The organism is Paraburkholderia sp. 32 (genome assembly GCF_050435345.1).
Lineage (GTDB): Bacteria > Pseudomonadota > Gammaproteobacteria > Burkholderiales > Burkholderiaceae > Paraburkholderia > Paraburkholderia tuberum.
This window is the reverse complement of record NZ_JBNDKD010000003.1, coordinates 2,115,928-2,137,598: the sequence shown is the minus strand read 5'-3', so window position 1 is coordinate 2,137,598 and position 21,671 is coordinate 2,115,928. Positions and strand designations below refer to the sequence as shown.

Here is a 21,671-nt window from a genome sequence, read left to right as displayed (position 1 = left end):
CTTTGGGCGGTTGCGAGGTGGCAGTCTGCATCGCGCGACCGGTTGTCAAAGACCGTTGGTGGGCACGCAGCAAGTAGGCGGGCCCTTAATGTAAAGCCAACGCAGATGGCGAACCCGAAAAGGTTTTGTAGTGATGAAGCCGTTGGATGTCTGTAGCGATACGGATTTTTGACGGTCGAAATACTCCTGACTGGTCGGACGCCGTTATTGAATGCGGTACACAAGGCGCACGCTGCGTGTATCGAATCTGGAGGTTAACCGTGCCACTAAACAAAGAAAGCAAGCAGGCCGTCGTCGCTGAGGTTGCCGCGCAAGTCGCGAAAGCTCAGACCGTGGTTCTGGCTGAGTATCGTGGAATCGCGGTTGGCGATCTGACCAAGCTGCGCGCGAAAGCGCGTGAGCAACAGGTTTACCTTCGCGTGTTGAAGAACACGCTGGCGCGTCGCGCCGTCGAGGGTACCCCGTTTGCTCCGCTGGCAGAGCAGATGACTGGCCCCCTGATCTACGGCATCTCGGAAGATGCGATTGCTGCTGCTAAGGTCGTCAATGACTTCAGCAAGAGCAATGACAAGTTGGTCATCAAGGCTGGTTCCTACGAAGGCAAGGTGATGGACAAGGCTGGCGTGCAAGCGCTGGCAAGCATCCCGAGCCGCGAAGAACTGCTCTCCAAGCTGTTGTACGTTATGCAGGCACCTGTTTCTGGCTTCGCGCGCGCTCTGGCCGCGCTGGCAGAAAAGAAGCAAGGCGAAGAAGCCGCTGCGTAATGCACTTCAGTCGAGCGTGATTGATCGCTGGCTGTATCCGAATTCAATTTAGGAGTATTTCAAATGGCAATCGCAAAAGAAGACATCCTCGAAGCCGTAGGCTCGATGTCGGTTCTGGAACTGAACGAGCTGGTCAAGGCGTTCGAAGAAAAGTTTGGCGTCTCGGCAGCTGCTGTTGCAGTGGCTGGCCCGGCAGGTGCAGCCGGCGGCGCTGCTGCTGCTGAAGAGCAGACCGAATTCACGGTCATCTTGGCTGAAACCGGTGCAAACAAGGTTTCGGTCATTAAGGCTGTTCGTGAACTGACGGGTCTCGGCCTGAAGGAAGCGAAGGATCTGGTCGACGGTGCACCGAAGCCCGTTAAGGAAGCGGTGCCCAAGGCTGCTGCTGAAGAAGCCAAGAAGAAGCTGGAAGAAGCCGGCGCGAAGGTTGAAATCAAGTAAGCTTCAACGCGCTGTGCGAAGGCTGGCGGTTTTTCACCGCCGGCCTTTTTGTGCTTTGTGGAGGACGCGTTTTTGCGGGCGTATGCCGGCAGGAATGTGCTTCCCAGAAGCCAAAGAAAAACGCCCACGGTAATTTTGACCGGCATTTCTCTTTGTCTTCTGAAGCGACTGCAGAAGGCAAGTTTGGTCGGGTAGCGGGCAACACAGGCATCCGCTGCCGTCAGCCAGCGGTTGGTAGCGGCCAACCACCAAGCTTCTAGGCTCGTTCAAGCCATCGGACGGCCATCGGGTCTCAGTCGGTGAACACTCGGGTTGTCTCATCAAGGTATCCTGCCTCGACAACTATGCCCGCCGTGATTCGGAGATCGTATGCAATATTCCTTCACCGAGAAGAAGCGTATTCGCAAGAGTTTTGCGAAGCGCCCCATCGTTCACCAAGTACCTTTCCTGCTGGCTACCCAGCTTGAATCATTCAGCACGTTTCTGCAAGCAGACACGTCATCTACGCAACGCAAGCCGGAAGGCTTGCAGGCCGCGTTTACTTCCGTTTTTCCGATCGTTTCGCACAACGGCTTCGCGCGCCTTGAGTTCGTCAGCTACATGCTGTCGCCGCCGGCATTCAACATCAAGGAATGCCAGCAGCGCGGTCTGACGTACTGCTCGGCGCTGCGCGCCAAGGTGCGTCTGGTGCTGCTCGACAAAGAATCACCGAGCAAGCCGGTCGTCAAAGAAGTGAAGGAACAGGAAGTGTACATGGGCGAAATCCCGCTCATGACGCCGACCGGTTCGTTCGTCATCAACGGCACGGAACGTGTGATCGTTTCGCAGCTGCACCGTTCGCCGGGTGTTTTCTTCGAACACGACAAGGGCAAGACGCACAGCTCGGGCAAGCTGCTGTTTTCGGCACGTATCATTCCCTACCGTGGCTCGTGGCTCGACTTCGAGTTCGACCCGAAGGACGTGCTGTACTTCCGCGTCGACCGTCGTCGTAAGATGCCGGTTACGATCCTGCTAAAGGCAATCGGCCTGACGCCGGAACAGATCCTCGCAAACTTCTTCGTGTTCGACAATTTCACGCTGATGCCGGAAGGCGCGCAGATGGAATTCGTGCCGGAGCGTTTGCGCGGTGAAGTCGCGCGCTTCGATATCACGGACCGCGATGGCAACGTGATCGTCCAGAAGGACAAGCGGATCAACGCCAAGCACATTCGCGACCTCGATAACGCGAAGACCAAGTTCATCTCGGTGCCGGAAGATTATCTGCTCGGCCGCGTGCTCGCGAAGAACGTGATCGACGGCGATACGGGTGAAGTCATCGCGAACGCCAACGACGAAATTACCGAATCCGTGCTCGAGAAGCTGCGCGAAGCGAAGATCAAGGACATCCAGACGCTCTACACGAACGATCTGGACCAGGGTCCGTACATCTCGTCGACGCTGCGTATCGACGAAACGGCCGACAAGATGGCCGCACGTATCGCGATCTACCGCATGATGCGTCCGGGCGAGCCGCCGACCGAAGAAGCGGTCGAGGCACTGTTCAACCGTCTGTTCTACAGCGAAGAAGCGTACGACCTGTCGAAGGTGGGTCGTATGAAGTTCAACCGGCGCGTCGGCCGTGATGAAATCGTCGGTCCGATGACGCTGCAGGACGACGACATTCTCGCGACGATCAAGATCCTCGTCGAGCTGCGCAACGGCAAGGGCGAAGTGGACGACATCGACCACCTCGGCAACCGTCGTGTGCGCTGTGTCGGCGAACTCGCTGAGAACCAGTTCCGCGCGGGCCTCGTGCGTGTCGAACGTGCTGTGAAGGAACGCCTCGGCCAGGCCGAAAGCGAAAACTTGATGCCGCACGACCTGATCAACTCGAAGCCGATCTCGTCGGCGATTCGCGAGTTCTTCGGGTCGTCGCAGCTGTCGCAGTTCATGGACCAGACCAATCCGCTGTCGGAAATCACGCACAAGCGTCGTGTTTCCGCACTAGGCCCGGGCGGTCTGACTCGTGAGCGCGCAGGCTTCGAAGTCCGCGACGTGCACCCAACTCACTACGGCCGTGTGTGTCCGATTGAAACGCCGGAAGGTCCGAACATCGGTCTGATCAACTCGCTCGCTCTGTACGCGCACCTGAACGAATACGGCTTCCTCGAAACGCCGTATCGCAAGGTGGCGGACGGCAAGGTGACCGACCAGATTGACTATCTGTCGGCGATCGAAGAAGGCCGTTACGTGATCGCTCAGGCGAACGCGGCGGTGGCCGACGACCGCACGCTGACCGACGAACTCGTGTCGTCGCGTGAAGCGGGCGAAACGCTGATGGTCACGCCGGACCGCATTCAGTACATGGACGTGGCGCCGTCGCAGATCGTGTCGGTCGCAGCTTCGCTGATTCCGTTCCTCGAGCACGACGACGCGAACCGCGCATTGATGGGCTCGAACATGCAGCGTCAGGCCGTCCCGTGTCTGCGTCCGGAAAAGCCGGTCGTCGGTACGGGCATCGAACGCACCGTGGCGGTCGACTCGGGCACGACGGTTCAGGCACTGCGTGGCGGTGTGGTCGATTACGTCGACGCGGGCCGTATCGTGATTCGCGTGAACGACGACGAAGCGGTCGCGGGTGAAGTCGGCGTCGACATCTACAATCTGATCAAGTACACGCGTTCGAACCAGAACACGAACATCAACCAGCGTCCGATCGTGAAGATGGGCGACAAGGTTGCGCGCGGCGACGTGCTGGCTGACGGCGCATCGACCGATCTGGGCGAGCTCGCGCTCGGCCAGAACATGCTGATCGCGTTCATGCCATGGAACGGCTACAACTTCGAAGACTCCATCCTGATTTCGGAGAAGGTCGTTGCGGACGACCGTTACACGTCGATTCACATCGAAGAACTGAACGTCGTTGCACGCGACACGAAGCTCGGACCGGAAGAAATCACGCGCGACATCTCGAATCTCGCCGAAGTGCAGCTTGGCCGTCTCGACGAGTCGGGCATCGTGTACATCGGCGCGGAAGTCGAGGCGGGCGACGTGCTGGTTGGCAAGGTCACGCCGAAGGGCGAAACCCAGCTGACGCCGGAAGAAAAACTGCTGCGCGCGATCTTCGGTGAGAAGGCGTCGGACGTGAAGGACACGTCGCTGCGCGTGCCGTCGGGCATGAGCGGCACTGTGATCGACGTGCAGGTATTCACGCGTGAAGGCATCCAGCGCGACAAGCGCGCGCAACAGATCATCGACGATGAACTGAAGCGCTATCGTCTCGACCTGAACGACCAGCTGCGTATCGTGGAAGGCGATGCGTTCCAGCGTCTCGCACGCATGCTCGAAGGCAAGGTGGTGAACGGCGGTCCGAAGAAGCTCGCGAAGGGCACGAAGATCGACCGCGCTTACCTCGAAGATCTGGACCACTATCACTGGTTCGACATCCGCCTCGCGGATGAAGAAGCAGCGGCCCAGCTCGAAGCGATCAAGAACTCGATCGAAGAGAAGCGTCACCAGTTCGACCTCGCGTTCGAAGAGAAGCGCAAGAAGCTCACGCAAGGCGACGAACTGCCGCCGGGCGTGCTGAAGATGGTCAAGGTGTATCTGGCGGTGAAGCGCCGTCTGCAGCCTGGCGACAAGATGGCAGGCCGTCACGGTAACAAGGGTGTCGTGTCGAAGATCGTGCCGATCGAAGACATGCCGTACATGGCCGACGGCCGTCCGGCTGACGTCGTTCTGAACCCGCTCGGCGTGCCGTCGCGGATGAACGTGGGTCAGGTTCTCGAAGTGCATCTGGGTTGGGCCGCGAAGGGTCTCGGCTGGCGTATCGGCGAAATGCTGCAGCGTCAGGCGAAGATCGCTGAACTGCGCGAATTCCTGATCAAGATCTACAACGAATCGGGCCGCGCCGAAGAGCTGGACAGCTTCAGCGACGACGAAATCCTCGAACTGGCGAAGAACCTGCGCGAAGGCGTGCCGTTCGCAACGCCGGTGTTCGACGGTGCGACGGAAGAAGAAATGTCCCGCGCGCTGGACCTGGCGTTCCCGGACGACATCGCTGAAAACCTCGGCATGACGCCGTCGAAGAACCAGGTGCGTCTGTTCGACGGTCGCACGGGCGAGATGTTCGAACGTACGGTGACGGTCGGCTACATGCACTACCTGAAGCTGCACCACCTGGTCGACGACAAGATGCACGCGCGTTCCACGGGCCCGTACTCGCTCGTCACGCAGCAGCCGTTGGGCGGTAAGGCGCAGTTCGGTGGCCAGCGTTTCGGTGAAATGGAAGTGTGGGCGCTCGAAGCGTACGGCGCATCGTACGTGCTGCAGGAAATGCTGACGGTGAAGTCGGACGACGTGACGGGCCGGACCAAGGTTTACGAGAACCTGGTCAAGGGCGATCACGTGATCGATGCCGGCATGCCTGAGTCGTTCAACGTGTTGGTGAAGGAAATCCGGTCGCTGGGTATCGACATCGACCTGGACCGGAACTAATCGGACTACTGGAGAGAAGCGATGAAAGCTTTGCTCGATCTATTCAAGCAAGTCCAACAACCTGAAGTTTTCGACGCGATCAAGATCGGTCTGGCCTCGCCGGACAAGATCCGTTCGTGGTCGTTCGGTGAAGTCAAGAAGCCGGAAACCATCAACTACCGCACGTTCAAGCCGGAGCGCGATGGTCTGTTCTGCGCGAAGATTTTCGGTCCGATCAAGGACTACGAATGCCTTTGCGGCAAGTACAAGCGCCTGAAGCACCGCGGCGTGATCTGCGAGAAGTGCGGCGTCGAAGTGACGCTCGCGAAGGTGCGTCGTGAGCGAATGGGCCACATTGAGCTGGCCTCGCCGGTCGCGCACATCTGGTTCCTGAAGTCGCTGCCGTCGCGTCTGGGCATGGTGCTCGACATGACGCTGCGCGACATCGAGCGCGTGCTGTACTTCGAAGCATACGTGGTGATCGATCCGGGCATGACGCCGCTCAAAGCGCGGCAGATCATGACCGAAGAGGATTACTACAACAAGGTCGAGGAATACGGCGACGAATTCCGTGCCGAAATGGGCGCGGAAGGTATTCGCGAACTGCTGCGCGCGATCAACATCGACGAGCAGGTCGAGCTGCTGCGCACGGAGCTCAAGAACACCGGCTCGGAAGCGAAGATCAAGAAGTACGCGAAGCGCCTGAAAGTGCTCGAGGCGTTCCAGCGTTCGGGCATCAAGCCGGACTGGATGGTCCTCGAAGTGCTGCCGGTGCTGCCGCCGGAACTGCGTCCGCTCGTCCCGCTCGACGGCGGCCGTTTCGCGACGTCGGACCTGAACGACCTGTATCGCCGCGTGATCAACCGTAACAACCGGTTGAAGCGTTTGCTCGAGCTGAAGGCGCCTGAAATCATCGTCCGCAACGAAAAGCGGATGCTGCAGGAAGCCGTCGACTCGCTGCTCGACAACGGCCGTCGCGGCAAGGCGATGACCGGTGCGAACAAGCGTCCGCTGAAGTCGCTCGCGGACATGATCAAGGGTAAGGGCGGTCGCTTCCGTCAGAACCTGCTCGGTAAGCGTGTCGACTACTCGGGCCGTTCGGTGATCGTGGTCGGCCCGACGCTGAAGCTGCATCAGTGCGGTCTGCCGAAGCTGATGGCGCTCGAACTGTTCAAGCCGTTCATCTTCAACAAGCTCGAAGTGATGGGTGTCGCTACCACCATCAAGGCCGCGAAGAAGGAGGTCGAGAACCAGACACCGGTGGTGTGGGACATCCTCGAAGAGGTGATCCGCGAACATCCGGTCATGCTGAACCGTGCGCCGACGCTGCACCGTCTCGGCATCCAGGCTTTCGAGCCGGTGCTGATCGAAGGTAAGGCAATCCAGCTGCACCCGCTCGTTTGCGCGGCGTTCAACGCCGACTTCGACGGTGACCAGATGGCCGTTCACGTGCCGCTGTCGCTCGAAGCGCAGATGGAGGCGCGCACGCTGATGCTCGCGTCGAACAACGTACTGTTCCCGGCTAACGGCGATCCGTCGATCGTGCCGTCGCAGGATATCGTGCTCGGCCTGTACTACGCGACGCGTGAAGCGGTGAACGGCAAGGGCGAAGGCCTGACGTTCACGGGCGTGTCGGAAGTGCTGCGCGCGTACGAGAACAAGGAAGTCGAACTGGCCTCGCGCGTCAACGTGCGGATCACCGAAATGGTCCACAACGAAGACAAGTCGGAAGGCGGGCCGGCGTTCGTACCGAAGATCACGCTGTATGCGACCACGGTTGGCCGCTCGATCCTGTCGGAAATCCTGCCGCCGGGTCTGCCGTTCTCGGTGCTGAACAAGCCGCTGAAGAAGAAGGAAATCTCGCGTCTGATCAACACCGCGTTCCGCAAGTGCGGTCTGCGTGAGACGGTGATTTTCGCCGACCAACTGATGCAGTCGGGCTTCCGTCTGGCAACGCGTGCTGGTATTTCGATTTGCGTCGACGACATGCTCGTACCGCCGCAGAAGGAAACCATCGTTGGCGACGCCGCGAAGAAGGTGAAGGAATACGACCGTCAGTACATGTCGGGTCTCGTCACTGCGCAGGAGCGCTACAACAACGTGGTCGACATCTGGTCGGCGACGTCGGAAGCGGTCGGCAAGGCAATGATGGAGCAGCTGTCGACGGAACCGGTCACGGACCGCGACGGCAACCAGACGCGTCAGGAGTCGTTCAACTCCATCTACATGATGGCGGACTCAGGCGCTCGTGGTTCCGCGGTTCAGATCCGTCAGCTGGCCGGTATGCGCGGTCTGATGGCGAAGCCGGACGGCTCGATCATCGAGACGCCGATTACGGCGAACTTCCGCGAAGGTCTGAACGTGTTGCAGTACTTCATCTCGACCCACGGTGCACGTAAGGGTCTGGCTGATACGGCACTGAAGACCGCGAACTCGGGTTACCTGACGCGTCGTCTCGTCGACGTGACGCAGGATCTGGTCGTCGTCGAGGAAGATTGCGGTACGTCGAACGGCGTGGCGATGAAGGCGCTCGTGGAAGGCGGTGAAGTGGTCGAAGCGCTGCGTGACCGTATCCTGGGTCGCGTGGCCGTGGCTGACATCGTCAACCCGGAATCGCAGGAAACGCTGTTCGAAGCGGGCACACTGCTCGACGAAGACGCGGTCGAAGACATCGAACGCCTCGGCATCGACGAAGTGCGCGTGCGCACGCCGCTGACCTGCGAAACGCGCTACGGTCTGTGCGCGGCCTGCTACGGTCGCGACCTCGGCCGCGGCTCGATGGTGAACGTCGGCGAAGCGGTCGGCGTGATCGCGGCGCAGTCAATCGGTGAACCGGGCACGCAGCTCACGATGCGTACGTTCCACATCGGTGGCGCGGCGTCGCGTGCGGCGGTGGCATCGTCGGTCGAAGCGAAGTCGAACGGTACGGTGCGTTTCACGTCGACGATGCGTTACGTCACGAATGCGAAGGGCGAGCAGATCGTCATCTCGCGTTCGGGTGAAGCGATGATCACCGACGATCACGGCCGCGAGCGCGAGCGTCACAAGGTGCCGTACGGCGCCACGCTGCTGCAGCTCGACGGTGCGCAGATCAAGGCTGGCACGCAACTGGCCACGTGGGATCCGATGACGCGTCCGATCATCACCGAGTACGGTGGTACGGTGAAGTTCGAGAACGTCGAGGAAGGCGTGACGGTCGCGAAACAGATCGACGACGTGACGGGTCTGTCCACGCTTGTCGTGATCGACGTGAAGCGTCGTGGTTCGCAGGCGTCGAAGACGGTGCGTCCGCAGGTCAAGCTGCTCGATGCGAACGGCGAGGAAGTGAAGATCCCGAACACCGAGCACTCGGTGCAGATCGGCTTCCAGGTCGGCGCTCTGATCACCGTGAAGGACGGTCAGCAGGTGCAGGTCGGCGAAGTGCTCGCACGTATCCCGACCGAATCGCAGAAGACGCGTGACATTACCGGTGGTCTGCCGCGTGTGGCGGAACTGTTCGAAGCACGTTCGCCGAAGGACGCGGGTATCCTGGCGGAAGTCACGGGTACGACGTCGTTCGGTAAGGACACGAAGGGCAAGCAGCGTCTCGTTATCACGGACCTCGAGGGCAACCAGCACGAGTTCCTGATCGCGAAGGAAAAGCAGGTTCTGGTGCACGATGGTCAGGTCGTCAACAAGGGCGAAATGATCGTCGACGGACCGGCGGATCCGCACGACATCCTGCGTCTGCAGGGCGTCGAGGCGCTGTCGCGCTACATCGTGGACGAAGTGCAGGACGTGTACCGTCTGCAAGGCGTGAAGATCAACGACAAGCACATCGAAGTGATCGTGCGTCAGATGCTGCGCCGCGTGCAGATTTCGGACAACGGCGATACGCGTTTCATCCCGGGCGAACAGGTCGAGCGGTCGGACATGCTCGACGAGAACGACCGTATGATCGCGGAAGACAAGCGTCCGGCAACGTACGAAAACGTGCTGCTCGGTATCACGAAGGCGTCGCTGTCGACCGATTCGTTCATCTCCGCGGCGTCGTTCCAGGAAACGACCCGCGTGCTGACCGAAGCGGCGATCATGGGCAAGCGCGACGACCTGCGTGGCCTGAAGGAAAACGTGATCGTCGGCCGCCTGATTCCGGCCGGTACGGGTCTCGCGTTCCACAAGGCGCGCAAGAGCAAGGAACTGGCCGACCGCGAGCGTTTCGATCAGATCGCAGCGGAAGAGTCGTTCGAATTCGGTACGCCGGAAACGCCGGCTGCCGAACAGCAACACTCGGGCGAGTAAGTGCTGGCGGCGCAAGCCGCCTTGCCTCACGAGCCACGAAAAAAAGGCCGCTCAGTTTCGACTGAGCGGTTTTTTTTTGCTCTTTTTTGCGCGTGCATGGGTGCGACGTGCCGGAGCAGTCCTAGGCCCGATGGCTAACGTTGTCGCAAAGCGCGGGCGCGGCACGAATGGGTTGGTAAAATCCGTCTCACCGCCTGCGTGCCGTTCCTTTCGCCGTCTCTCTCAAATACATGTCCCGACCGCTCGAAATCCTCAATGAAGTCTTTGGTTATCCCGCGTTCAGAGGGCAGCAGGGCGAAATTGTCGAGCACGTCGCCGACGGTGGCGATTGCCTTGTGCTGATGCCGACGGGCGGCGGCAAATCGCTGTGCTATCAGATCCCGTCGCTGGTGCGGCGCGAATGCGGCTTTGGCGCCGGCATCGTGGTGTCGCCACTGATCGCGCTGATGCAGGATCAGGTGGCCGCGCTGACCGAAGTCGGCGTGCGGGCCGCGTACCTGAACTCAACGTTGTCGAGCGCGGAGGCGGTGGCCACCGAGCGGGCGCTCCGCGACGGCGACATCGATCTGCTCTACGTCGCACCGGAGCGGCTGATGACGCCGCGCTTCCAGGAACTGCTCGAACGCACGCGCATCGGTCTTTTCGCGATCGACGAAGCGCACTGCGTGTCGCAATGGGGACACGATTTCCGGCCCGAATATATTCAGCTGTCGGTGCTGCACGAGCGCTTTCCGAATGTCCCGCGCATCGCGCTGACGGCGACCGCCGACGCGATCACACGCGACGAAATCATCCACCGTCTCGCGCTCGAAGACGCGCGCGTGTTCGTGTCGAGTTTCGATCGGCCGAACATCCGCTATCGCATCGCCGAAAAAGACAACGCGCGCACGCAACTGCTCGACTTCATCCGCGCCGAGCATACGAAAGCTGACGGTACGACCGACGCGGGCGTCGTTTATTGCCTGTCGCGCCGCAAGGTCGAGGAAACCGCGGAGTGGCTGAAGGAAAAGGGCATGCGCGCGCTGCCGTACCACGCCGGCATGGAGTTCGAGGTGCGCCAGAAACATCAGGAGATGTTCCAGCGCGAGGAAGGCATCGTGATGTGCGCGACGATTGCGTTCGGCATGGGCATCGACAAACCCGACGTGCGGTTTGTCGCGCATCTGGATTTGCCCAAGAGCGTGGAAGGGTACTACCAGGAGACCGGCCGCGCGGGCCGCGACGGACTGCCGTCGAACGCGTGGATGGCCTACGGGCTCGGCGACGTCGTGCAGCAGCGCAAGATGATCGACGAATCCGAAGCAGACGACGCGCACAAGCGCGTCCAGACAGGCAAGCTCGACGCGCTGCTCGGTTTGTGCGAAACGGCGACTTGCCGGCGGGTGCGCCTGCTCGCGTACTTCGGCGAAACGAGCCAGCCGTGCGGCAACTGCGACAACTGCCTCGAGCCGCCGCCGACCTGGGATGCAACGCGCGAGGCTCAGATGGCGCTGTCGTGCGTGTTTCGCGCGCAGCGTGCGAGCGGCTTTCATTTCGGAGCCGGACACCTGATAGATATTTTGCGTGGCAACCGCAGCGAAAAAATCCTGCAGCGCGGCCACGAGAAGCTGACCACGTTCGGTATCGGCGCGGCGCTCGGTGAGCCGGAGTGGCGTGCGATCTTTCGCCAACTCGTCGCGTTCGGTTACCTGACGGTCGACCACGAGGGCTTCGGTTCGCTCGTGCTGACGGAGGCGAGCAAGCCGGTGCTCAAGGGCGAGCAGAAGGTGACGATGCGTCGCTACGTCAAGCCGACACGCACGCGTCAATCGTCGGGTCGTACGAGCGAGCGCGCCGATCCGACCATTGGCATGGGCCCTCGCGAGCGGGCCCGCTGGGAGCGTCTACGCATGTGGCGCACAGAAACCGCGAAGAGCGACGGAGTGCCGGCCTATGTGATTTTCCATGACGCGACGCTCGCGGAAATCGCCCGTCTCGGCCCCGATTCGATCGACGATCTGCGCGGGATTCCGGGCATGGGGGCGCGTAAACTGGACCGTTTCGGCTACGAATTGCTGCACGTCGTAGCGGCAGACTGACGTCGTCTGGCTGTTTAGCCGGTTTGACAGGGGCGAAACACCGCAACTTGTTGACTCCCTTAGTATTTTCGGAATATTATGTTAGGTTCCGGTTCTTGGAATGCCTACGCGCAACTTCAGTTCGTGCGTGAGCGGGCCAGCCGGAAGTTCGATGCGCGGGCGTTTCCGCTTTGCCCGGAAACCGATGCGTCGATTTTGTTCAATTTCAGGAATAATCAATGCCAACCATCAATCAACTGGTTCGCAAAGGCCGCACGTCGGAAACGACGAAGAGCAAGAGCCCGGCTTTGCAGGACTGCCCCCAGCGTCGGGGCGTGTGCACCCGTGTGTACACCACGACGCCGAAGAAGCCGAACTCGGCACTCCGGAAGGTCGCCAAGGTTCGTCTGACGAACGGCTTCGAAGTCATTTCGTACATTGGTGGCGAAGGCCACAACCTGCAGGAACACTCGGTCGTGCTGATTCGCGGCGGCCGTGTGAAGGACTTGCCGGGTGTGCGTTACCACATGGTTCGCGGCTCGCTGGATACCCAGGGCGTCAAGGATCGTAAGCAGGCTCGCTCGAAGTACGGTGCGAAGCGTGCCAAGGCTGGCAAGTAATTTAGCCGGTCGATCGTAGTTTCAGGTCGCCTGCAAAGGCGGTAATAGCGATGGTGCCGGAATCACCGGTGCTATCGAGTAAGTGGTCACCCGACCAGGCTGGTTAGTCTTACGGATGAATCGGGTTAGTTGGTGGCCGCGGGGCTGTAAACAGCTCCAACTGAAAAGTAAAGGAAGAAACATGCCGCGTCGTCGCGAAGTCCCCAAGCGGGAAGTGTTGCCGGATCCGAAGTTTGGCAACGTTGATGTAGCAAAATTCATGAACGTGCTGATGCTCTCCGGCAAGAAGTCGGTTGCCGAGCGTATCGTGTACGGCGCTTTCGAACAGATCCAGACCAAGGGTGGCAAGGACCCGCTGGAAGTGTTCACGGTGGCGCTCAACAACGTCAAGCCGGTGGTCGAAGTGAAGAGCCGCCGCGTTGGTGGTGCGAACTATCAGGTTCCGGTCGAAGTGCGCCCGTCGCGTCGTATGGCATTGGCGATGCGTTGGCTGCGTGAAGCCGCGAAGAAGCGCAGCGAGAAGTCGATGGCCCTGCGTCTGGCAGGTGAGCTCTCCGAAGCGGCCGAAGGCCGTGGCGGCGCGATGAAGAAGCGCGACGAAGTTCACCGGATGGCAGAAGCCAACAAGGCGTTCTCGCACTTCCGTTTCTAAGCTTCCCCACCCCGGGTTTAGCGGAAAACGGAAAGAAATTCCGGGCGGGTGCGCTTCAAAGGCGCCTCGCCCGTTTGTGTTACAGCGCGATGGGCATCTCTCGCATCGCGTCATCCCAATAGAGGATCAAAGTGGCTCGCAAGACTCCTATCGAGCGCTACCGTAACATCGGTATTAGCGCTCACATCGACGCCGGCAAAACGACGACGACCGAGCGCATTCTGTTCTACACGGGCGTGAACCACAAGATTGGTGAAGTTCACGACGGCGCTGCCACCATGGACTGGATGGAGCAGGAACAGGAGCGCGGCATCACGATTACTTCCGCTGCTACCACGGCATTCTGGAAGGGCATGGCGGGCGACCGCGCCGAACACCGCATCAACATCATCGACACCCCGGGTCACGTCGACTTCACGATTGAAGTCGAGCGCTCGATGCGCGTGCTCGACGGCGCGTGCATGGTGTACTGCGCTGTGGGCGGCGTGCAGCCCCAGTCGGAAACCGTGTGGCGTCAGGCTAACAAGTACAAGGTTCCCCGTCTCGCGTTCATCAACAAGATGGACCGTACCGGCGCGAACTTCTTCAAGGTCTACGACCAGCTCAAGCTGCGTCTGAAGGCGAACCCGGTTCCGGTCGTCGTGCCTATCGGCGCGGAAGAGAACTTCACGGGCGTCGTCGATCTGATGAAGATGAAGGCGATCATTTGGGACGACGCGTCCCAAGGCACCAAGTTCTCGTACGAAGACATCCCGGCAGAGCTCGTCGACACATGCAACGAATGGCGTGAAAAGATGGTCGAAGCCGCGGCGGAAGCGAACGAAGACATGATGAACAAGTACCTCGAGTCGGGTGAGCTGACCGAAGAGGAAATCATCAAGGGTCTGCGCGACCGTACGATCGCTTGCGAAATCCAGCCGATGCTGTGCGGCACCGCGTTCAAGAACAAGGGTGTGCAGCGCATGCTGGACGCCGTGCTCGACTTCCTGCCGTCGCCGATCGACATCCCGCCGGTTACCGGCGAGCTGGAAAACGGTGAAAAGGGTGAGCGCCGCGCTGCTGACGACGAAAAGTTCTCGGCACTGGCATTCAAGATCATGACCGACCCGTTCGTCGGCCAACTGATCTTCTTCCGTGTCTACTCTGGCGTTGTGAATTCGGGCGACACCCTGCTGAACGCGACCAAGGACAAGAAGGAACGTCTGGGCCGTATTCTGCAGATGCACGCGAACCAGCGCGAAGAAATCAAGGAAGTGCGCGCAGGCGACATCGCCGCTGCGGTCGGCCTGAAGGACGCGACCACGGGCGACACGTTGTGCGATCCGACGAGCCCGATCGTGCTCGAGCGCATGGTTTTCCCGGAACCCGTGATTTCGCAGGCTGTTGAGCCGAAGACGAAGCCGGACCAGGAAAAGATGGGTCTGGCCCTGAACCGTCTGGCGCAGGAAGATCCGTCGTTCCGCGTTCAAACGGACGAAGAATCGGGTCAAACCATTATTTCGGGCATGGGCGAGCTCCACTTGGAAATTCTGGTCGACCGGATGAAGCGTGAGTTCGGCGTCGAAGCAACGGTTGGCAAGCCGCAGGTGGCTTACCGCGAAACGATTCGCGGCAAGGCGGAAGACGTTGACGGCAAGTTCGTCAAGCAGTCGGGTGGTCGCGGCCAGTACGGCCACGCGGTCATCACGCTCGAGCCGAACGAGCAAGGCAAGGGCTACGAGTTCCTGGACGAGATCAAGGGCGGTGTGATTCCGCGTGAATACATCCCGGCAGTCGACAAGGGTATCCAGGAAACGCTGAAGGCCGGCGTGCTGGCGGGCTTCCCGGTCGTGGACGTGAAGGTTCACCTGACGTTCGGTTCCTACCACGATGTCGACTCGAACGAAAACGCGTTCCGCATGGCCGGTTCGATGGCGTTCAAGGAAGCGATGCGCAAGGCACAGCCGGTCATTCTCGAACCGATGATGGCTGTCGAAGTCGAAACGCCGGAAGACTACATGGGCAACGTGATGGGCGACCTCTCTGGCCGTCGCGGTATTGTTCAGGGCATGGATGACATGGTTGGCGGCGGCAAGATCGTTCGCGCCGAAGTGCCGCTGTCGGAAATGTTCGGCTACTCGACGTCTCTGCGTTCGCTGACGCAAGGCCGTGCAACGTACACGATGGAGTTCAAGCACTATGCTGAAGCTCCGCGTAACGTGTCGGAAGCGATCATCAACGCGAAGTCGAAGTAATCGCGCGGCAAAGTCATTCAACGATTAACTTTCTGAAAGAAGAGAAACATGGCTAAAGGTAAATTCGAGCGGACCAAGCCGCACGTGAACGTGGGCACGATCGGTCACGTTGACCACGGCAAGACCACGCTGACGGCAGCGATCACGACGGTCCTGACGCAGAAGTTTGGCGGCGAAGCGAAGGCGTACGACCAGATCGACGCGGCGCCGGAAGAAAAGGCGCGTGGCATTACCATCAACACCGCGCACGTCGAGTACGAAACGGCTAACCGCCACTACGCACACGTCGACTGCCCGGGCCACGCAGACTACGTGAAGAACATGATCACGGGCGCGGCGCAGATGGACGGCGCAATCCTGGTGTGCTCGGCTGCCGACGGCCCGATGCCGCAAACGCGTGAGCACATCCTGCTGGCGCGTCAGGTTGGCGTTCCGTACATCATCGTGTTCCTGAACAAGTGCGACATGGTGGACGACGCCGAGCTGCTGGAACTCGTCGAGATGGAAGTTCGCGAACTTCTGTCGAAGTACGACTTCCCGGGCGACGACACGCCGATCATCAAGGGTTCGGCCAAGCTGGCGCTGGAAGGCGACAAGGGCGAGCTGGGCGAGGTAGCGATCATGAACCTGGCCGATGCGCTGGACACGTACATCCCGACGCCGGAGCGCGCGGTTGACGGTGCGTTCCTGATGCCGGTGGAAGACGTGTTCTCGATCTCGGGTCGCGGCACGGTAGTGACGGGTCGCGTCGAGCGCGGCGTGATCAAGGTTGGCGAGGAAATCGAGATCGTCGGTATCCGCGCAACGGCCAAGACGACCTGCACGGGCGTGGAAATGTTCCGCAAGCTGCTCGACCAGGGTCAGGCAGGCGACAACGTTGGTATCCTGCTGCGCGGCACGAAGCGTGAAGACGTGGAGCGTGGTCAGGTTCTGGCCAAGCCGGGTTCGATCAACCCGCACACGCACTTCACGGCTGAAGTGTACGTGCTGAGCAAGGACGAAGGCGGCCGTCACACGCCGTTCTTCAACAACTACCGTCCGCAGTTCTACTTCCGTACGACGGACGTGACGGGCTCGATCGAGCTGCCGAAGGACAAGGAAATGGTGATGCCGGGCGACAACGTGTCGATCACGGTGAAACTGATCAACCCGATCGCGATGGAAGAAGGTCTGCGCTTCGCAATTCGCGAAGGTGGCCGTACGGTCGGCGCTGGTGTCGTCGCCAAGATCATCGAGTAACATCGACGATTGCTGTAGCAGTCTGTAGCGCCCGGGCTCGGGCACTCGCTCTGCGCGAGCGTCCGAGCCTACGTTCTTTTTCTAATCGGCGGTGCAATATCGCCTCGCTCTTTTCAAGGAATTTGTCATGCAGAACCAGAAAATCCGCATTCGCCTGAAGGCTTTCGACTATCGCCTGATCGACCAATCGGCAGCTGAAATCGTCGATACGGCAAAGCGGACTGGCGCGATTGTTCGTGGTCCCGTACCCCTGCCGACCCGCATTCAACGCTTCGATATCCTGCGTTCGCCGCACGTCAACAAGACCTCGCGTGACCAGCTCGAAATCCGCACCCACCAGCGTTTGATGGACATCGTTGACCCGACGGACAAGACCGTCGACGCGCTCATGAAGCTGGATCTCCCGGCTGGCGTGGACGTTGAAATCAAGCTGCAGTAAGGCTTCCAGCCCTTGCCCGGCCACCCGGGCAACGCTAAGTCATTGATTGCTTGCGGAAAACGAAAAGGCTCGCTATACTGTTGAGCTTTTCGCGCATTTGCGTAAAAAAGTCGGCGTCCTGCAGCATGGTTTCATGCCCGAAGCGGTGCCGGCATTTTGTAAATTAGCCCCGACCAATCGCAGTCGGGAATGGAGAAAACGATGAGCCTTGGACTCGTAGGTCGCAAGGTTGGTATGACCCGTATCTTCACGGCTGAAGGGGATTCAATTCCCGTCACCGTGCTGGACGTGTCCGACAACCGCGTGACGCAGATCAAGACTGTTGAAACCGACGGCTACACGGCCGTGCAGGTTGCCTTCGGTACGCGCCGTGCATCCCGCGTGACGAAGCCGTTGGCAGGTCATCTCGCCAAAGCCGGTGTTCAAGCCGGTGAAATCCTCAAAGAATTCCAGATCGATGCCGCTAAGGCTGCCGAACTGTCGAGCGGCGCCGTGGTTGGTCCCGAGCTGTTCGAAGTGGGCCAGAAGGTCGACGTGCAAGGCGTGTCGATCGGTAAAGGCTACGCCGGTACCATCAAGCGTTATAACTTCTCGTCTGGCCGTGCATCACACGGTAACTCGCGCTCGCACAATGTGCCGGGCTCGATCGGTATGGCGCAGGATCCGGGTCGTGTTTTCCCGGGTAAGCGCATGACCGGTCACATGGGTGATGAGAAGGTAACGGTGCAAAACCTCGAAATCGCTCGTATCGATGCTGACCGCAAGTTGCTGCTGGTCAAGGGCGCCGTTCCGGGTGCGAAGGGTGGCAAGGTATTCGTTACGCCGGCCGTGAAGACGCGTGCCGTGAAAGGAGCGAAATAATGGAACTTAAGCTCCTGAATGCCAATGGTCAGGAAAGTGCAGGCGTTAGCGCGTCGGACGTCGTGTTCGGCCGCGACTACAACGAAGCCCTGATTCACCAGGTGGTGGTTGCGTACCAGGCGAATGCCCGTAGCGGCAACCGCGCGCAGAAGGATCGTGAGCAGGTCAAACACACGACCAAGAAGCCGTGGCGCCAGAAGGGTACGGGCCGCGCCCGTGCCGGTATGTCGTCGAGCCCGCTGTGGCGCGGCGGTGGCCGTATTTTCCCGAATTCGCCGGAAGAAAACTTTTCGCACAAGGTCAACAAGAAGATGCATCGTGCAGGTCTCTGCTCGATCTTCTCGCAGCTGGCCCGCGAAGGCCGCATCTCGGTGGTCGATGAGTTGACGCTCGAAGCGCCGAAGACGAAGCTGCTGGCCGAAAAATTCAAGGCGATGGGTCTCGATTCCGTGCTGGTGATTACCGACACGGTTGACGAAAACCTGTACCTCGCGTCGCGCAACCTCGCCCACGTGGCGGTTGTGGAGCCGCGTTACGCCGACCCGCTGTCGCTGATCTACTTCAAGAAGATCCTGATCACGAAGGCTGCGGTCGCCCAGATCGAGGAGTTGCTGTCATGAGCGAGATTCGCAAGAACGATCATCGTTTGATGCAGGTCCTGCTCGCGCCGGTGGTCTCCGAAAAGGCGACGCTGGTGGCCGACAAGAACGAACAGGTTGTGTTCGAAGTCGCGCCGGATGCCACGAAGCAGGAAGTGAAAGCTGCAGTCGAGCTGCTGTTCAAGGTGGAAGTCGATTCCGTCAACGTGCTGGTCGCGAAGGGCAAAGCCAAGCGCTTTGGTCGCTTCATGGGCAAGCGCAAGGACGTGAAGAAGGCGTACGTCTGCCTGAAGCCCGGCCAGGAAATCAACTTTGAAGCGGAGGCCAAGTAATCATGGCAATCGTGAAAGTTAAGCCGACTTCGCCGGGTCGCCGCGCGATGGTCAAGGTGGTCAACAAGGAACTGCACAAGGGCAAGCCGTTCGCAGCGCTGCTCGACACGCAGTCGTCGACCGCCGGCCGTAACAACAACGGTCACATCACCACGCGTCACAAGGGTGGTGGTCACAAGCATCACTATCGTGTCGTCGACTTCCGTCGCACGAAGGATGGTATTCCCGCAAAGGTCGAGCGTCTCGAGTACGACCCGAACCGTAGCGCGAACATCGCGCTGGTTCTGTACGCAGACGGCGAGCGCCGCTACATCATCGCTCCGAAGGGTATTGCCGTCGGTCAACAGCTGATGTCGGGTTCGGAGGCGCCGATCCGCGCAGGTAACACGCTGCCGATCCGCAACATCCCGGTCGGTACGACGATTCACTGCATCGAAATGCTGCCGGGCAAGGGCGCGCAAATGGCGCGTTCGGCGGGTACGTCGGCGATGCTGCTGGCTCGCGAAGGCATCTACGCGCAGGTTCGTCTGCGTTCGGGCGAAATCCGCCGCGTTCACGTTGAATGCCGCGCAACGATCGGTGAAGTAGGCAACGAAGAGCATAGCCTCCGTCAAATCGGTAAGGCTGGTGCGAACCGCTGGCGCGGTATCCGCCCGACGGTGCGTGGCGTTGCAATGAACCCGGTCGACCACCCGCACGGTGGTGGCGAGGGCAAGACTGCGGCAGGCCGCGATCCGGTGAGCCCGTGGGGCACGCCGACGAAGGGCTATCGCACCCGCAGCAACAAGCGCACGACGAGCATGATCGTCCAGCGCCGTCACAAGCGTTAAGGAGTAGGCAATGGCACGTTCTATTAAGAAAGGTCCGTTCTGCGACGCCCATTTGCTGAAGAAGGTTGAGGCGGCTGCAGCATCGCGTGACAAGAAACCGATCAAGACCTGGTCGCGTCGCTCGACGATCCTGCCGGACTTCATCGGCCTGACGATCGCCGTTCACAACGGCCGTCAACACGTTCCGGTGTATGTCACGGAAAACATGGTCGGCCACAAGCTTGGCGAGTTCGCACTGACCCGTACGTTCAAGGGACACGCGGCCGACAAGAAGGCCAAGAAATAAGGGGCAATCAAGATGGAAGTGAAAGCAATTCATCGCGGTGCCCGCATCTCGGCGCAGAAAACGCGCCTTGTGGCTGACCAGATCCGCGGTTTGCCGGTCGACAAGGCGCTGAACGTTCTGACGTTCTCGCCGAAGAAGGCTGCGGGGATCGTGAAAAAGGTCGTGCTGTCGGCGATCGCGAATGCGGAGCACAATGAAGGCGCCGATATCGACGAGCTCAAGATCAAGAGCATCTACGTCGACAAGGCAGCATCGCTGAAGCGTTTCACCGCGCGCGCTAAAGGCCGCGGTAACCGCATCGAGAAGCAATCCTGTCACATCACTGTGACGGTCGGGAATTAAGGGGTCATACGATGGGACAGAAAATTCATCCGACTGGCTTCCGTTTGGCCGTCAGCCGCAATTGGGCTTCACGTTGGTACGCGAACAACAACAATTTCGCGGCGATGTTGCAGGAAGACATCGGTGTTCGTGAATACCTGAAGAAGAAGCTGAAGAACGCGTCCGTCGGCCGCGTTGTGATCGAGCGTCCTGCAAAGAACGCGCGTATCACGATTTTCAGCTCGCGTCCGGGTGTCGTGATCGGCAAGAAGGGTGAAGACATCGAACTGCTGAAGTCCGAGCTGCAAAAGCGCATGGGCGTTCCGGTTCACGTCAACATCGAAGAAATCCGCAAGCCGGAAACGGACGCGCAACTGATCGCTGATTCGATCACGCAACAGCTCGAGCGCCGGATCATGTTCCGCCGCGCGATGAAGCGTGCGATGCAGAACGCGATGCGTCTGGGTGCTCAAGGCATCAAGATCATGAGCGCTGGCCGTCTGAACGGTATCGAAATCGCCCGTACGGAATGGTATCGCGAAGGTCGCGTGCCGCTTCATACGCTGCGTGCGGATATCGACTACGCAACGTCGGAAGCAAAGACGACGTACGGCATCATCGGCGTGAAGGTGTGGGTCTACAAGGGCGACACGCTCGGCCGCAACGACGCACCGGTGGTCGAAGAAGTCGCCGAAGAAAAGCGTCCGCGCCGCAATGCACGTCCGGGTGGCGATCGCCGTCCGCGTCGTGATGGCGAAGGTGGTGGCCCGGCAGGTGCACGCCGTGGCGCTCCCCGACGTGCTGGCGGTGCCGGCGGCGACGGGAAGACTGGAGAATAACGATGCTGCAACCGAAACGCAGAAAGTATCGCAAAGAGCAGAAAGGTCGTAACACCGGCGTTGCTACCCGCGGCAACGCGGTGTCGTTCGGTGAGTTCGGCCTGAAGGCTGTCGGTCGTGGCCGTCTGACCGCGCGCCAGATTGAAGCGGCGCGTCGTGCAATGACGCGTCACATCAAGCGCGGTGGCCGCATCTGGATCCGGATCTTCCCGGACAAGCCGATCTCGACCAAGCCGGCGGAAGTGCGTATGGGTAACGGTAAGGGTAACCCGGAGTACTACGTCGCTGAGATTCAACCGGGCAAGATGCTGTACGAAATGGACGGCGTAACCGAAGAACTGGCGCGCGAAGCGTTCCGTCTGGCTGCAGCGAAGCTGCCGCTGAAGACGACGTTTATCGTGCGTCAGCTCGGCGCCTAAGG

Annotated in this window: 18 protein-coding genes; all 18 read left to right on the top strand. The window is 60.2% G+C overall.

What is annotated here, in order from left to right; genetic code table 11:
* Window positions 1–260 precede the first annotated feature (260 nt).
* The 18 genes from rplJ to rplP all read left to right on the top strand — a co-directional run bounded on the left by rplJ (window position 261) and on the right by rplP (window position 21,669).
* Window positions 261–764, top strand: a complete 504-nt coding sequence (gene rplJ / locus OKW26_RS32665) for a 50S ribosomal protein L10 (protein ID WP_062129470.1) — start codon at window positions 261–263, stop codon at window positions 762–764.
* Window positions 765–827: 63 nt separating this feature from the next.
* Complete coding sequence (rplL, locus tag OKW26_RS32660) at window positions 828–1,205, top strand: 50S ribosomal protein L7/L12 (protein ID WP_018420143.1); 378 nt, start codon at window positions 828–830, stop codon at window positions 1,203–1,205.
* Between the two features lie 369 nt (window positions 1,206–1,574).
* Window positions 1,575–5,681, top strand: coding sequence for a DNA-directed RNA polymerase subunit beta (rpoB, locus tag OKW26_RS32655; protein WP_090802173.1), 4,107 nt, complete (start codon window positions 1,575–1,577; stop codon window positions 5,679–5,681).
* A gap of 21 nt (window positions 5,682–5,702) precedes the next feature.
* A complete protein-coding gene (rpoC, locus tag OKW26_RS32650) occupies window positions 5,703–9,941 on the top strand; it encodes a DNA-directed RNA polymerase subunit beta' (protein ID WP_429356261.1) in 4,239 nt (1,412 codons plus the stop codon).
* 230 nt (window positions 9,942–10,171) lie between these two features.
* The gene (recQ, locus tag OKW26_RS32645; protein ID WP_184070691.1) at window positions 10,172–12,019 is read left to right on the top strand and encodes a DNA helicase RecQ; all 1,848 of its coding nucleotides are present in this window, start codon (window positions 10,172–10,174) and stop codon (window positions 12,017–12,019) included.
* Between the two features lie 218 nt (window positions 12,020–12,237).
* Complete coding sequence (rpsL, locus tag OKW26_RS32640) at window positions 12,238–12,618, top strand: 30S ribosomal protein S12 (protein WP_006053290.1); 381 nt, start codon at window positions 12,238–12,240, stop codon at window positions 12,616–12,618.
* A gap of 181 nt (window positions 12,619–12,799) precedes the next feature.
* Window positions 12,800–13,270 (top strand): 30S ribosomal protein S7, encoded by a 471-nt coding sequence (rpsG, locus tag OKW26_RS32635; protein ID WP_006053291.1) that lies wholly within the window; start codon window positions 12,800–12,802, stop codon window positions 13,268–13,270.
* A gap of 131 nt (window positions 13,271–13,401) precedes the next feature.
* On the top strand, window positions 13,402–15,504 hold the full coding sequence (gene fusA / locus OKW26_RS32630) for an elongation factor G (protein WP_090802169.1): 2,103 nt from the start codon (window positions 13,402–13,404) through the stop codon (window positions 15,502–15,504).
* A gap of 48 nt (window positions 15,505–15,552) precedes the next feature.
* Window positions 15,553–16,743: an elongation factor Tu gene (gene tuf, locus OKW26_RS32625; protein ID WP_129958904.1), complete on the top strand. Its 1,191-nt coding sequence runs from the start codon at window positions 15,553–15,555 to the stop codon at window positions 16,741–16,743.
* A 127-nt stretch (window positions 16,744–16,870) separates the two neighbouring features.
* A complete protein-coding gene (rpsJ, locus tag OKW26_RS32620; protein WP_006998489.1) occupies window positions 16,871–17,182 on the top strand; it encodes a 30S ribosomal protein S10 in 312 nt (103 codons plus the stop codon).
* 201 nt (window positions 17,183–17,383) lie between these two features.
* Window positions 17,384–18,043 carry a 50S ribosomal protein L3 gene (rplC, locus tag OKW26_RS32615; protein WP_090805499.1) on the top strand — a complete coding sequence of 220 codons (660 nt, stop codon included), beginning with the start codon at window positions 17,384–17,386 and terminating at the stop codon, window positions 18,041–18,043.
* Window positions 18,043–18,663: a 50S ribosomal protein L4 gene (gene rplD / locus OKW26_RS32610; protein ID WP_090802165.1), complete on the top strand. Its 621-nt coding sequence runs from the start codon at window positions 18,043–18,045 to the stop codon at window positions 18,661–18,663. Before rplC ends, rplD begins: the two co-directional genes overlap by 1 nt.
* The gene (rplW, locus tag OKW26_RS32605) at window positions 18,660–18,974 is read left to right on the top strand and encodes a 50S ribosomal protein L23 (protein ID WP_008923345.1); all 315 of its coding nucleotides are present in this window, start codon (window positions 18,660–18,662) and stop codon (window positions 18,972–18,974) included. The genes rplD and rplW overlap by 4 nt, the downstream gene beginning before the upstream one ends.
* Before the next feature lie 2 nt (window positions 18,975–18,976).
* Window positions 18,977–19,804: a 50S ribosomal protein L2 gene (rplB, locus tag OKW26_RS32600; protein WP_184065465.1), complete on the top strand. Its 828-nt coding sequence runs from the start codon at window positions 18,977–18,979 to the stop codon at window positions 19,802–19,804.
* A 10-nt stretch (window positions 19,805–19,814) separates the two neighbouring features.
* Window positions 19,815–20,090: a 30S ribosomal protein S19 gene (gene rpsS, locus OKW26_RS32595; protein ID WP_006998484.1), complete on the top strand. Its 276-nt coding sequence runs from the start codon at window positions 19,815–19,817 to the stop codon at window positions 20,088–20,090.
* Between the two features lie 12 nt (window positions 20,091–20,102).
* Window positions 20,103–20,432, top strand: coding sequence for a 50S ribosomal protein L22 (gene rplV, locus OKW26_RS32590; protein WP_004199272.1), 330 nt, complete (start codon window positions 20,103–20,105; stop codon window positions 20,430–20,432).
* Between the two features lie 11 nt (window positions 20,433–20,443).
* Window positions 20,444–21,250 carry a 30S ribosomal protein S3 gene (gene rpsC, locus OKW26_RS32585; protein WP_012434570.1) on the top strand — a complete coding sequence of 269 codons (807 nt, stop codon included), beginning with the start codon at window positions 20,444–20,446 and terminating at the stop codon, window positions 21,248–21,250.
* 2 nt (window positions 21,251–21,252) lie between these two features.
* Window positions 21,253–21,669: a 50S ribosomal protein L16 gene (gene rplP, locus OKW26_RS32580; RefSeq protein WP_008923342.1), complete on the top strand. Its 417-nt coding sequence runs from the start codon at window positions 21,253–21,255 to the stop codon at window positions 21,667–21,669.
* Window positions 21,670–21,671: the final 2 nt, after the last annotated feature.